This is a genomic window from Sporocytophaga sp., assembly GCF_017745095.1.
In the GTDB taxonomy this organism is placed as follows: Bacteria; Bacteroidota; Bacteroidia; order Cytophagales; family Cytophagaceae; genus Sporocytophaga.
Window position 1 is genome coordinate 670015 of record NZ_JAGHZZ010000001.1, and the last position, 15725, is coordinate 685739.

Below are 15725 nucleotides of genomic sequence, written 5' to 3' on the forward strand. Positions count from 1 at the left end.
AATCCCTTACCTGACAACTGTAACACTTCCTTCTAATTTATAAGGACCTCTGAATTCCTCCGAATCTCCTTCATAGGTAATGATCCAGGCATAAACGCCTACAGGCATTGGTTCTTCTCTGTATATTCCATCCCAATGGTGTTCAGGATTTCTTGATTCAAATATGATTTCTCCCCAGCGATTGAAGATAAGCAACTGGAATTTGTCCACATGCGCGCTGTAGGTAACGTATCGATCATTAATTCCATCGCCATCAGGACTGAATGCATTTCCCACAAAGAGCCGGGGAGGACAAACCTCCCTTACGTTTACACGTTCTGTGGCTGAACAATTATTCTCGTCTGTCACAGTCACATTATAGGTTCCAGGTTTGTATACATATATGGTTTGTACCGTATCTCCCGATGGTTGCCATAAATATTTTCTTCCTGGACCTGCATTCAATACTCTGAAAACATTGGCCTCATTCTCCGTACATATTTTCTGATCTGGACCTAAATCAACAGAAGGTTTTTTATAAACTTTTACAATATCAGGTATGGTCAGTTGAGATGAGCATCCATGATTAGAAACTACCTCAAGAGTGGCAGCATAATTTCCCGGTTGGTTGTAGCAATGATTTGGGTTTTGCTGGAATGAAGTATTATTGGAATTATTCGGATCTCCAAAATTCCAGTACCAGCTTTGAATAAAACCATTGGGAACAGAAGAGGAATCTTTGAAGTCCACACAGATGGCACCACAACCTTTTGCGAATGGTCCAAATTTAACTACAGGTATTGGATAAACCTCTATAGGTTTAAGGATGGTATCTTTACATCCAAGGTTTGTTGTTACCGTTAAGCTTGTATTGAATGTTCCGAATGTTCCGTACGTATGAGTTTGTGTTTCTCCTAAGGACATATTACTATTGCCAGAACTTTGATCTCCAAAATTCCATTCTCTTTTAATAATGTTTCCTGAGCTCAATGCAGTATGATCAGTGAAAGTGATGGGGGAGCCAAGACATGTACTATTAAAACTGAAATCAGCAACTGGCTCTGGAGGTGCGGCTAAAGTGATTGTTGTATCTATCTTACAATTATTTAAGTCTTTAATAGTTACATTAAAACTTCCTGCAGGCAAATTGATTGCTGTGGGTGTTGTTTGTTCTGGCTCAGAATTCCATCTGTAAGAATATGAAGGAGTTCCTCCTGTTGCTGTAATGGAGGCTACTCCGCCTGAAATGCAGGTAGGGTTTGTGAAATCTACAGAAAGCGAAATAGGAGTGGGCTCTTCAACTTTTGCAGAAGTGGTGGAAATACAGCCATTAGAATCTGTTACCGTTACTGTATAAACTCCAGCTTGAAGATTTACCGCTTGCGCTGAAGATTGAGCTGGTATTGAATTCCAACTATAACTATATGCTGGTACTCCTCCTGTAGGTATTACAGTAGCAGTCCCATCAGAGCCTTTATTACAAGATACATTTGTGGATACAGTGCTTAGTGTCATTGTGTGAAATTCTACAATTGAAGCTAATGCAGTGATTGAGCATCCTTTGGAATCAGTAATTGTCACAATGTAATTACCTGAAGAAAGGTTTATTGCCTTGGGAGTAGTCTGAATGGGAGCGGTATTCCAGTTGTATGAATAAGAGGGAGTACCTCCTGAGATCGTAACTGTTGCGGATCCATCGTTGCTATTGCAAAGCGCATCGGTGCTTATAACATTTGCAGATAGGGGAGCTGGTTGGCTAATTGAAACAGTAGAGTTTGATGAACAGCCAGCGGCATCAGTTATTTTAACTGTATAATTTCCTGCTGGCAAGCCGGTTGCCTTTGGAGTAGTTTGTACAGGTGTGCTATTCCAACTATATAAATATCCAGGTATTCCACCACTTACAGTAACGGAGGCAGTACCATCAGTGCCTCCAGAACAACTAACATTTTCAGATATAGTTGTAGGGATAAGCATCGGACTCACAGTTATTCTGGCAGTATCACTTGAATAACAACCATCCTTCAAGCCTCTAACAACATAGCTCGCTGAGGTTGTCGGTTTAACATTAATGGAACTGGTAGTTGCTCCTGTGGACCATGAATAGGTAGATGCTCCGGAAGCTGTTAATAATATGGATTGCCCAAGACAAATGGTATCTGAGTTTACTTTAATAAAAGAAGTGGGCTTTACGGTTACTATCTTCACAATTGTATCAGCGCAGCTTGGATCTGTACCAGAAATAAGAGTGACTGTGAAATTTCCTGAAGAACTGAATATAAGTGAAGGATTCTGAGCAGTGGATGTATTGCCGGAACCCAGTGCCGGATCTCCGAAATTCCATTTCCAATAGTTTGAGTTGGAAGATTGGTTCGTAAAAGTTGTAATCTCGCCTTGACAAACAGTTGTATTGTTAAACTGTGCTACTGGCTTAGGAGCGACAATTACTCTTACAGTATCTCTTGCAATACAGGTATTGGTTACCTGCAATGTATAAGTTGTTGTAACCTTAGGCTTGGCCACCGGATTAGGGCAAGTCGTACAGCTTAGCCCTTCTGGCGGGCTCCATAAAAAAGTGGAGCCAGGAGGGCCAACCTCAGTGCATCCCAATGTAACACTATCAGTACAGCTTAAAATATGGCTAGCTTCACCCGCATTTGCCCAGATTCCATGTGTGTTTCCACTAGGAATTAAGGAGGCGTTTAGATATAAGCGTAAATCATTTACAGCAGCAATATTACTAAGATTGGGAGCAGTATTTCCCTTACCACCGCTCTTGGAATAATCATGGCCACCGAGATAAAAGACGTTTCCACCGGGAGCAGCAGGAGCAATTAGATGAGCTCCTGTTGCTATTATGGTGTCTGAATTTAAATTGGTTATTATGGGGTAGGTGTAAGGTTTCCAGGTAGATCCGGCTTTTAGCTTGTAATTATCAACGGAACCACCGGCATTTTCCATTGCAGGCCCGTGCATCTGGGCAAAAGCCATATCAGCATTAGGGTAATGATGGGAAACTTTTATGTTTACACTTTCAATACCAGCAGTCGTCTGGAAGAATCCTCTACTTTCATAGGTTTCTATAGCATGGCACTGAGCCAAAAAGTTTCCTCCGCTTAATACAAAAGCTTTTACTCCATTAATAACTGCCAGGCTTACCTGTGAATCATCCGCATGTGGTTCTGAAGCAAAGGTATAGCAGTTTTTCAATTCTTCTATATGCGCAGCATCCATTATATCATAAGTGATTCCTGCAGCATCAAGTATTTTGGTATGTATGAGCTGATTGCCTCCATTATTAAATACCGCTATTTTAGGTCTGTGTGTGACCGTGTACCTAACGTCCGCAGAAGTATTGCTTAACAGCTTATACACTGCAACATTATTCCCGAAAGCATTTATTATATCGGTAGTAGTTTGTCCACACGGCAAAACAGTGTCAGGAACTATAAAAGGACCTCCTCTGAAATCAATAGTGGCACCTGCTATAAATCCCGGAGCTACTCTTTCTGCTATAGCAGTTAGGTCAATATCATCCCTTTGTTTATTTGAATTGATGATCCATTTAACAGGTATTCCATTTTGAAGCAATGAATTGACTAAACCATATGACTTCAGGTTAAAAGGTGCCTGTCCCGCTGGGACAATAGATTGATAATTATTATCCATCGGAATAATAAAGCTTCCGGCTGGAATATTTTGATAATTTGCCGAAGGTACGGGTAGGTCGTTCTGAGCAAATGCATTAGCATGAATTAGTATAAACAAGCAAACAAATGCCCTTTTGCAAATGCCTGAGCAGAAAAAGGAAAATGCAGTTTTTTCCATACTAAATAGTTTTAGAATCAGGACCCATTTTTATTCAGCTAAAATGAGCCTCCTATAAAATGGACAGGTACTTTTTTTTAAACGTCGCCTGTGTATGGAAAAATTTGCAAATAGTGTCAAAGTGTTTGATAGACAGAGGTGTAGAATTTTAGAAATAGGAGAATTGATTTGGAATTGAAAGTTTATATAAAGAATTCTCTGAATGCATAAATGTGATTATAAACCCAATTTTCAGCCTTTTATAGTCAGTTTTTAAATAAAAAGCCCATTGACCTTGCGACCAATGGGCTCAATTTATTCATAATAACCTGCACTTAATAAATCATGATCCTTCCTTTAGATACAATGTCTCCCTTGGCATTCACCACAGTATAGAAGTGAATTCCGGAATCCAGTGCTGGGGGAAGTGAAGTAACTCCACCAGTTATAATTTGTGTCGACACAAGATCTGCCGCATCATATATATTTAAGGTAAATATTTCAGTAACGGGTGCGTCAATGGCAATATTGGCTTCTCCAGCATTTGATGGATTTGGAGCTATAAGAGTGTGTACTTTTGGAGGATGTATAGCTATTTTACCTTGAGATACTTTGTATCCATCACTGTTCAAAAGTTCATAACTATAAAATCCTGAAGAAAGAACTGGCAATGCATTGGAACCTCCATTGACAGTTAATGTCTGAACAAGACTGTCAGTGAGTGTATAAATATTTAAGGTAAATGATTGTGTTACATCGGCATCTATCTGGATGGATAAAGTATCTCCAGAGTGAACATGTCCAGGGCGTATAGAACTTTTAATTTTCGGAGCCTTCACATCAATTTTACCTTTAGAAACAATGATTCCCTGGGCATCTGTCAGTGTATAGGAATAATGCCCTATTTGAAGAACAGGAAGTGCATTCTCTCCTCCATGTACTGTTAAGGTATTTATTACAACGTCTGCAGTATCTGAAATCGTCAAGGTGAAGATTTCTGATAGAGGCGCGTCTATTACAAGAGAAAGCGAATCTCTCTCAGCAGGAGGATTGTGTTTTATATGTGAGTGTACATGTGGAGCCTTCACATCAATTTTACCATTAGAAACAATAATTCCCTGGGCATCTGTCAGTGTATAGGAATAATGCCCTATTGGAAGAACAGGAAGTGCATTCTCTCCTCCATGTACTGTTAAAGTATTTATTACAACGTCTGCAGTATCTGAAATCGTCAAGGTGAAGATTTCTGATAGAGGCGCATCTATTACAAGAGAAAGCGAATCTCTCTCAGCAGGAGGATTGTGTTTTATATGTGAGTGTACATGTGGAGCCTTCACATCAATTTTACCATTAGAAACAATAATTCCCTGGGCATCTGTCAGTACATAGGAATAATGACCTATTGGAAGAACAGGAAGTGCATTATCTCCTCCATGCACGCTTAAAGTGTGTATTACAAGATTGGCAGAATCAGAAATTGTCATGGTGAAATTTTCTGATAACGGAGCATGTACTTCAAAAGAAAGAGAATCGCTGCTTCCTGGACGATTAGGTTTTACATGCGAATGTACATGTGGATCACTTAATGGAGCTGGGGGGGCACTGCTTACTACTCCCTTTAATCCTAGAGGCTCGCTCCTTTGAGCATTGACACTGATTGAAAAGATAGGTACAATTGCCAGCGTGAGCAATCCCTTTAAGTAGAGTTTTGTTTTCATAGTTTTTTGTCGATAGATAAATGCTTTTTATTATATGGACCGGACAAAAAAAAGAAACGTCGCCTGCTGAAAAATAAAATAGTTATAAGTTTCAAAGGTAATTCATATAAAAATGCTTTTAATTTTATGATGCCCTAAGCGAAAGTCAGAAGAGAGGATTAAAAGGTTCCTATAATTACTCTAATTCAAATTTAACATTCGAGTTAGAATAAATCATTTTTCGGCCTATTAGGAATCAGTATGAGTTTTACTAAATTATTTTCAGATAGATAATAAGGGAATCTACTTATAGTGCAAAATCATGTTTACTTTTTGACTGTTTCAATGTAGATAGTCGTCTATATACTATATTATTCACTGAAGTCTTTGCCCTTTGGTTTATAACTTATCCAAAGCTCCATAAATCTGCATTCATACAAATTGCATTGACAATTATTTATTTTAAACCGACTGTGATTGTTAAACTAAATTATGAAATAGTAGAATTGTTATACTGAAATTTTTAAAAGACTAAAGATTATTATGAAGTTAAAAAAGCTAAAATCCTTTTTAAGAAAACATCTTGTAATGAGGAGAAAACGAAAAGACCCTACGAAGATATTCAGATTTCGTATATTACATTCAGTGCATAAAATTTTTTAGGTTACAGACTTTATATTCACGGAATGCTCTGTTCAGATTATAGAATTGTATGTTGAGCCTGATATGGTTTATTTCAGTTATAATCCTCAAATAAGCTATCCCCATGATTACAACACTGTTATTTTGCTGAATTCAATCGCTATTATTCATCAATTTTCTACTTGGTTGGAAATATTCTGCTAACCAAGACAGGTGAATGTTGGGGGCCTCTTTATGAAGTTGTTTTGTAACAATTAATTTTTTTCCATTTGTTTTTTTATATGTTCTGGCCCCTTATTGCCTGATTTCATTACATTGTAAAGTCAATTCTAATTAATTACCAAGAATATTTTTTTTATTTTTTTTCATTAGTGTTTACTATTTGAATCTCCATTTTGTAGGTGTGCAATTTTAAGTCTGGTAGATGTGCTATTAAGTCTAATAAACTCATTAAGATAAAGGTGGGCAGATTGAGAAGAACAATGGAAAGGGTGATTAGAGTAGTAAACCATTTAGTCTGTTGCTAGTCAAATTATGTTTTTCCAACAGTTTATAGATTGGTAAGGAAGGTGTTCTTATAAATTTAAGTTAAAATTTTCTTCAGTAATCAATACGAAAAATCAAAAAGAATATGTATCAGATTAAACGAACTATATTTTTTTGTCTTGGAGCTATGCTACTTATTGTTATGGGTATATCTGCTCAGATCTCCAATGCTCCGGGACCAAATGGTATACAATCATATGTAAATCCTATCTTGCCCGGTGATCACCCAGACCAGACGATCTGGAAACAGGGTAATGATTTTTACACCACTGGTTCAAATTTTCATTTTGCACCTTATTTACCAATACTTCATTCTACAGATTTGTTGCATTGGAAGGTGATTTCAAGAGTTATTCCTACTTCCTCCAGTATACCCAATAACGATGCTACACAAGCGGGTACTTGGCAAGGATCGATTGTTTTTTTTAACAACAAATTCTGGGTCTACTTCTCAAACAATGCGGGTGGCGGACAGTATTTCTGCACAGCAACGAATCCTGCCGGCCCTTGGTCGGCGCCGGTAAAGGTCAATACCAATACTGGTGTGTATGGGTATGACAACTCCGTTTTTGTAGATACAGATGGAACCCCTTACATGCTATTGAAAAATGGTCAGGCCAACAATGGTCTTCAGAAATTGGGAATGGATGGTCAGCCTTCAGGTCAGGCTTTGAATATGAATTGGGTTAATGCAAACAATCAGTATAGCTGGGCTGAAGGGCCTGTGATGTGCAAACGAAATGGACGTTATTATATGTTTGTCGCGGGAAACGTAACAGGGGGACAATATGTATTGAGTTCTGCCAAGCTTTCCAATGTAGAATCAGATTGGACGAGACACGGTAATTTTTGGGCAAACGCTTCAAGCCCCGGTGGTTTTACCGGTCCTAACCATGTAACCAATCCGGTGATGTTGTCCGATGGATCCTGGTGGTGCCTATCTCATGCTTACGACAATGGAGGTTGGGAAGGTCAAGGTCGCCAAAGTCACTTACATAGGGTTAATTGGGATGCGAATGGAGTTCCCAAAGGAGAGCCTGTTAGTACCAATCCTGTATTGGGGCCTAATTTGGCTAATACAGCTGGCTATATTTATGATTTTGGAAAATCAGACTATTTTGAGTCTACCACACTTAAACTTGATTGGCATGTCTTCAACAAGGCCAATTATGGGAAATTCAGCCTTACTGAGAAACCTGGCTATTTGAGATTGAAGGCAGGAAGTGGTACAACCCATATTTTGCAAAAGGACAAAGGGAAATATTATTCATTAACCACTAAGGTTGATTTCAATGCCACGGCTAATGGACAACAAGCAGGTCTCAGACTAACGAATGGTAAAGATGCTGTTTATTTCACACTTTATTCTGGCTACAATGGAGGAAAGAAGATAGGAATGCAGTTTACCGGAACTACTACTGTTGAAGTAAATAATACTATCGGTAATGTGGTATGGCTTCGGGTTGAACGTGCAGCTCATATCCTTACGGGCTATTATAGCGCTGATGGGATCAATTGGTCACAGATTGGTACTAAAGATGTCTCCAGCCTTGACAAGTCACAAGAAAATTATAATGAATGGGTGGGAACATCTGTAGGTTTGTATGCCTCAAATACCACAGCAGATTTTGACATGTACAGTTATCGATATGGGTTTACTCCAATTAAAGTAGAAGGAAGAAACAACTGGTATGGTGTGACTTATTCGAATAAAACCCCGGGAAGGACAGTTACTAATAGTACCACCGGAGACTGGCTTATGATGGCAGGAGTGGATTTAGGCGGAGGTAATACCACTGCCAGCGGTATTGAGGTAAATGTAGCTTCAGCAAGCGGGAATGCTAGTTTGGAAATATGGCTTGATAATATAGGAGGCGAAGGAAAAAAAGTTGTTACAATTCCCATTTCCAGTACCGGAGGAGCTGATACATGGAAAAACGTGACTGGCTCATTTAATGCTTCAGGACAACATGATGTATATTTGAGATGGGTAGGTGGTGCAAATTCTTTTTTTGTAAATACTATTAAATTTCTCAATATAGTAGGCACACCTCCCACTGTAAGTATTACAGCTCCAGCTAACAACAGCAGTTTTACAACGCAGGAAACCATTACGCTCACAGCAACAGCTGCAGATGCAGACGGAACTATTGCAAATGTAGAATTTTACGATGGTTCTACTTTATTGGGAACGGATAACAGTGCACCTTATAGCTTTACCTGGACTGGCGCGAAAGCTGGAACTCACATAATTACAGCAAAAGCTACAGATAACACGGGTATTAGCACGGTTTCTTCTTCAATTTCAGTTTTAGTTCAAGGTGTTCAAAGTCCTTATAAAGGAACAGCACATGTTATACCTGGCACAATTCAGTTGGAAGAATATGACTTAGGTGGCAATGGTGTTGCTTACTCGGATGATAGTCCCGGCAGTGCTGTAACACCAGTAGTCAACTTCAGAACAGATGAAGATGTAGATATAGAAGCTTGCACAGATGCAGGTGGTGGATATAATATAGGTTATGCAACAGCAGGTGAATGGCTGGAATATAGTGTAAACGTGACTTCAACCGGATTATATAAACTTGATTTCAGAGCTGCATGCGATGGTGATGGCCGTGCTGTGACAGTTGCAATGGGCAATACGACTATCGCTGATAATATAGCCATGCCAAACACTGGAGGCTGGCAAACCTGGCAAAATGTGTCAGTGAACAATATCAGCTTGACAGCGGGTACTTATGTAATGCGTGTTACAATAGGATCTCAGAATTATGTCAACCTGAACTATTTAACATTTACAGCAGTGGAGACAAACAAAGCTCCGGTTGTATCTCTTGTAGCCCCAGCAAGCGGAACTACTTTGCAAACAATTACTTTAACCGCAACGGCCTCAGACCCTGACGGTAGTATTGTCAGTGTTAAATTTTATGATGGAACAACTTTGCTCAGCACGGACAATAGCGCACCATACAGCTATGCATGGTCAGGAATGATTTCGGGAGTCCATACTTTAACGGCAATAGCTACAGATGATAAAGGACAAAGTACTACCTCTTCACCAGTAATCATAACCATAGAAGGAGTACAATCTGCATATAACCAGTCAGCTCATATGATCCCAGGTCGTATAGAAGCAGAGGAATATGACCTTGGAGGAGAAGGTTTGGCTTATCATGAGGCAAACACAAATGGTAATGAAGGTGGAGCAAGTTTAAGGAACGATGAAGTAGATATAGAAGCAACAAAGGATTCAGATGGCTCTTATAATGTAAGCTATATTCTGCAAGGAGAATGGCTGGAATATTCAGTAAATGTAGCTGGGACTGGATTATATGATCTTGATGTAAGGGTAGCGGCAGATGGAGATGGTAAGGTATTTCATATAGAAATGGATGGAAAAGATGTTACCGGTCCAATTAATGTACCCAACACAGCAGGCTGGCAGACCTGGGAGACTGTTACACTGAATGGAATCAGTCTGACAGCAGGTGAACATATAATGAGGATAGCCTTTGATGCTAGCTATATGAATCTCAACTATGTTGAGTTCAGAGATGTGATCACGGGAGTTAAGACAAATAATCTTTCAGGAATAGAGATTTTTCCCAATCCTTTTAATAACATGGGATTACATATTCACAAAGCGGGTAATTTTACTTATAGAATAACAGATTTGAGCGGGTCCTTAGTTGAATCAGGCAATGGATCTGATGATATGGCAATTGGTTTGAACCTGAGATCTGGAATGTACCTTCTGAATATTGAGAATAATGATGGAGTTTTCATTCATAAAATAGCAAGACAATAAAAGCTAGGAAATTCTGTGCTGGCATATTTTAATGATCTAAAATTTAAACATAGATATCGGAAGTGCCATTAGCAATATTTCTGAATCACAGGCCCATATGATAGAATTGGTTCTTTGGGCCTGTTAGTTTGACTATTTATGAAGATATAGTTTTGATCTTGAAATGAGGGTTTTAATAATCATCATTTTTAATACCTGATTAATTTTTGAAAAATCTGTTTACTAAAATCTATCAATAATTGTAGGCGGGAAATTGTTGTTAAAAAATATTAAAACGAAGTTTTATGAAAAAGACAGTACTAAAAATATTTTGTCTGACATGTCTCTTATATCTATCGTTCGCAAAAGTTGCATTTGCTCAAATAGGTAAATGTAAGGGTAAGTACTTTGGTAATATCATAGCCTATAGTACTCCTTCCAATTATGGAACATATTGGAATCAGGTTACTTCAGAAAATGGCTCCAAATGGGGGTCAGTAGAAGGAACAAAAGGAAGCTATAACTTTAGTAATTCAGATCTTGCTTATAATTTGGCCAAAAACAACAATGGCTTGTTTAAATATCACTGCTTTGTTTGGGGGGGACAAACTCCTGGATGGGTCAGCAATTCTAGTACAAGTGCTGCTACTATAACTAAAGGAGTGGAAGATTATATTAAGGCATGTTCAACACACTATGCACCTATGGGAGGTCTAAAATTAATAGATGTGTTAAATGAACCTGTTAATACTCCCATGCCAGGAAATATGAAGGCGGCCCTAACTGCAGGTTACCAGGCTGAGCCGGCCAATGCTAATGATAAAAATAATCAATACGGATGGGTTATTTGGTGTTTTCAACTTGCAAGAAAATATTTTCCAAATTCTACCTTGCTAATCAACGAATATAATATTGAGATGAACTGGAATAACTGCAGGGCTCCATACATTGCAATGGTTCAGGCAGTAAAAAATGCTCCTAACTTAACAGATGGTAAAAAGAATCTGATTGATGGTGTAGGGCTTCAATGTCACGGAATAAACAATTTGACTGCCACAAATTTCAAAAACTGTATTGATGAAATCTGGAACAAAACAGGTGTACCTATTCATATCACCGAATTTGATTCAGATGCGAACCCTAATGAATCTAAACAACAATCAGTATATTCTACTTTAATTCCAATTGCCTGGGAGCACCCTCATGTCGCTGGTATTACACTTTGGGGATACATTCAAGGAAGTACTTGGGTAGGTGGTAATGGCACTCTTGGGCCCAATGGGACGGATACTGGTCTTTTATATAGCTCAAACTATTCAACCAAGCCACTTGGTGAGAGACCTGCTATGACCTGGTTGAAACAATACATGGCTTCTCAGGCTAGTTTGTCTTGTTGCCCTGCTCCTGCTCCATTTGCTTCTTGTAACGGGGGAAATAATCCTCCTACAGTTACATTTTCTTCTCCTGCGGAAAATACGTTATTTACATCACCAGCTGCGATCACGCTGACAGCAGATGCATCTGATGCCGATGGCAGTATTAGTAATGTTCAGTTTTATAATGGTTCTACTTTATTAGGCTCTGATAATACAGCACCTTATACTTTTAATTGGACAAATGTGCAAGCTGGGACATATACCATTAAAGTCGTGGCTACAGATAATAACGGAGCAACTGCTCAAAGCCAGATCACCATTAAAGTAAATGTACCTCAGGGGCCTTATAAAGGAACAGCGCATATTATTCCTGGTACGATACAACTGGAGGAATATGATCTTGGAGGCAATGGCGCTGCATATTCAGATGATAGTCCTGGCAGTGCGGTAACGCCTGTAGTTAATTATAGAACTGATGAAGATGTGGATATAGAGAATTGCACAGATGCAGGCGGAGGTTATAATTTGGGCTATACCACGGCAGGTGAATGGCTGGAATATACTGTAAATGTAACTAAAGCGGGTACTTATGATATGGCTCTTCGTATTGCATGTAGCGGTGATGGCAGAACTGTGTCAGTGGCTATGGATGGTAAGGACATTGCCAGCAATATAGCTATTCCCAATACAACTGGCTGGCAAACCTGGCAAACAGTAACTGTGAAAGACATCAATCTTTCTGCGGGCCAGAAAATCATGAGAGTCACAATAGGATCTACAGATTATGTGAACATGAACTTTATGACTTTTACTTTAACCAAAGAACTAAAACAGGAACCATTCAAAAGTTCTGCGCATTTGATTCCAGGCAGAATAGAAGCTGAAGAATATGATCTTGGTGGAGAAGGCCTTGCATATCACGAAGCCAATGCCAATGGTAATGAAGGAAAAGCAACACTCAGAAACGATGAAGTGGATATAGAAACTACACAGGATGTCGAAGGTGTTTACAATGTGGGTTATATCCTTAAAGACGAATGGCTTGAATATACAGTAAATGTAGTTGCATCAGGTAACTATGATCTGGATGTGAGAATAGCTGCAGATGGTGAGGGTAAAACCTTCCATATCGAAATGGATGGCATAAATGTAACCGGTCCGATCACTGTCGCTAACACAGGAGGATGGCAAACATGGCAAACTGTGACTCTGAAAGATATAAGCCTGACAGGGGGAGAACATATAATGCGTATCGCTTTTGATTCAGATTATATGAATCTTAACTATGTTGAATTCAAAGATGTGATTACAGGTATTGCTGAGAATGAATCTTCGTCAATTTCAGTCTTTCCAAATCCATTTTCAGATACTGGTATACAGATAAACAATGCAGGAAATTTCAATTATAAAATTACTGATGTAAGCGGTATACTGGTAGAATCGGGAAATGGAGAAGGTGGCCTTAAGGTTGGAAAAAACTTAAGCGATGGACTTTATTTCCTTATAGTTGAAAATAATAATGATGTAATTGTTCACAAAATAGTGAAGAAATGAAAAACAAACGGAGTTCATTTCAGAGAACAGGATTAAATCTGCTATTTGTAATTGGCCTGGTAATTTTTATCAGGCCAATCACAAAGGCTCAAAATGCTTCAAATCCCATCATCTATGCAGACGTGCCGGATGTTTCGATGGTCAGGGTAGGAGATACTTATTACATGAGCAGCACCACCATGCACATGAATCCAGGTGTTCCGATTATGAAATCCAAAGACCTAGTCAACTGGGATCTTGTTAATTATTGCTATACGACATTGGCCAATTCTGATAGCTATAGCCTAAATAATGGAAAGCAGGAATATGGACATGGATCCTGGGCGAGTAGTATTCGTTATAAGAATGGGACTTATTATGTTGCCACTTTTGCAAACACCGGGAAAACGTATATCTATAAAACGACGAATATTGAAACTGGACCTTGGACAGTTTCAACCTTGAATGCATCTTATCATGACTGTTCACTTTTTTTTGATGATGATGACCGGGTATATCTTATTTATGGTGGAGGTGATATTAAGATTATTGAATTAACAGCGGATGCATCAGCAGTAAAGGCTGGTGGAGTAAATAAAACTTTAATTTCAAATGCTGGAGCACTTGCTGGTCCCATAGGACTTAACGCAGAAGGAACGCAGGTCCTTAAGGTTAATGGATATTATTATATTAATAATATCTGCTGGCCAAGTGGTGGTATGCGCACTCAGATTCTTCATCGCAGTGCTAGTATTACCGGTACATATGAGGGAAGGGTTATTTTAAAGGATCAGGGTGTGGCTCAGGGATCATTTATTGATACACCTGACGGTAAATGGTATTCATATTTATTCAGAGACTTTGGTTCTGTCGGTCGTATCCCGTATCTGGTTCCTATGACATGGTCGAATGGCTGGCCAGTATTGAGTGCTGTGCCGACAACTTTAGATATTCCAAAAGGTAGAGGTGGTTTAGGGAACATTGTAGTTTCAGATGAATTTAGCAGTTCGGGCCCCTTGCAGTTGGCCTGGCAATGGAATCATAATCCCCAAAGCCAATATTGGTCACTCTCACAACGCCCAGGATATTTTCGTTTAACTAACGAGCGGACAGATCCCAATGTGTTAATGACTACCAATACTTTAACCCAAAGGACATTTGGTCCAAAGTCTATAGCCTATACATCCATAGACGTTTCTGGAATGAAAGATGGTGATTATGCTGGAATGATTGCTCTTCAAAAGCAATATGGCTATGTGGGTGTTAAAATGTCAGGAAATACCAAATCTATTATAATGGTAACTGGCGACGATGTTACAGGCACCCCAAGTGAAAAGACCGCCATTCCTCTGAATCAAAATACTGTTTATGTTCGGATTGATATGGATTTCACTAATCGCACTGATAAAGCTTATTTTTATTATAGTTTGAATGGTACTTCATGGACTGCCATTGGTACAAGCTTGCAAATGGCGTATACCATTCCTCATTTTATGGGGTATCGCTTTGGTTTATTTAGTTATGCGACTAAATCAGCCGGAGGATATGCAGATTTTGATTTTTATCGTGTGGGTGCAAGTGTGAATAATATCATATACAATGGTCCGAGTGTATCTTTCTCAAGCCCTGCTTCAGGGCAATCATATCAGGCCGGAGATGACATTACGTTGACTGCTTCTGCAAGCTCTCCAAATGGCACAATCAACAATGTTCAGTTCTATAATGGAAATACTTTGTTAGGATCTGATAATTCTTCGCCATATTCCATTGTGTGGAGCAAAGTGCCTGCAGGAACTTATAATCTGAAGGCAATTGCTACGGACAATCAGGGAAAAACTGCGGAATCTTCAATCACCATTAAAGTAAATGTACCTCAGGGGCCTTATAAAGGGACAGCGCATATTATTCCTGGTACGATACAGTTAGAGGAATATGACCTTGGTGGTAATGGGGTAGCTTATAAAGATGATAGTCCTGGCAGTGCGGTAACGCCTGTAGTCAATTATAGAACAGATGAAGATGTGGATATAGAGAATTGCACTGATGTAGGCGGAGGCTATAATTTGGGCTATACCACGGCAGGTGAGTGGCTTGAATACAGTGTAAATGTGACTAAAGCAGGTACTTATGATATGGCTCTTCGTATTGCATGCAGTGGTGATGGGAGAACTGTATCAGTAGCTATGGATGGTAAGGATATTGCCAGCAATATAGCTATTCCTAATACAGCTGGCTGGCAAACCTGGCAGACTGTAAATGTGAAAGACATCAATCTTTCTGCGGGCCAGAAAATCATGAGGGTCACAATAGGATCTACAGATTATGTGAACATGAACTTTATGACTTTTACTTTAA

The 15725-nt window shown here is 39.1% G+C and carries 5 protein-coding genes; 3 read left to right on the top strand and 2 right to left on the bottom strand.

Going from position 1 to position 15725, the window contains the following annotated elements; all coding sequences use genetic code 11:
* Positions 1-6 precede the first annotated feature (6 nt).
* Positions 7-3807 carry a PKD domain-containing protein gene (locus J7604_RS02695; RefSeq protein ID WP_293890610.1) on the bottom strand — a complete coding sequence of 1267 codons (3801 nt, stop codon included), beginning with the start codon at positions 3805-3807 and terminating at the stop codon, positions 7-9.
* Positions 3808-4121: 314 nt separating this feature from the next.
* Positions 4122-5504, bottom strand: coding sequence for a hypothetical protein (locus tag J7604_RS02700; RefSeq protein ID WP_293890613.1), 1383 nt, complete (start codon positions 5502-5504; stop codon positions 4122-4124).
* A 1294-nt stretch (positions 5505-6798) separates the two neighbouring features.
* On the opposite strand from J7604_RS02700, the gene J7604_RS02705 reads away from it, so the two are divergent.
* The 3 genes from J7604_RS02705 to J7604_RS02715 form a co-directional block, all read left to right on the top strand.
* Positions 6799-10482 (top strand): carbohydrate-binding protein, encoded by a 3684-nt coding sequence (locus tag J7604_RS02705; protein WP_293890616.1) that lies wholly within the window; start codon positions 6799-6801, stop codon positions 10480-10482.
* Between the two features lie 284 nt (positions 10483-10766).
* On the top strand, positions 10767-13391 hold the full coding sequence (locus J7604_RS02710; RefSeq protein ID WP_293890619.1) for an endo-1,4-beta-xylanase: 2625 nt from the start codon (positions 10767-10769) through the stop codon (positions 13389-13391).
* On the top strand, positions 13388-15725 hold a 2338-nt coding region (locus J7604_RS02715), incomplete at its 3' end, for a family 43 glycosylhydrolase (RefSeq protein WP_367113547.1). The genes J7604_RS02710 and J7604_RS02715, both read left to right, overlap by 4 nt.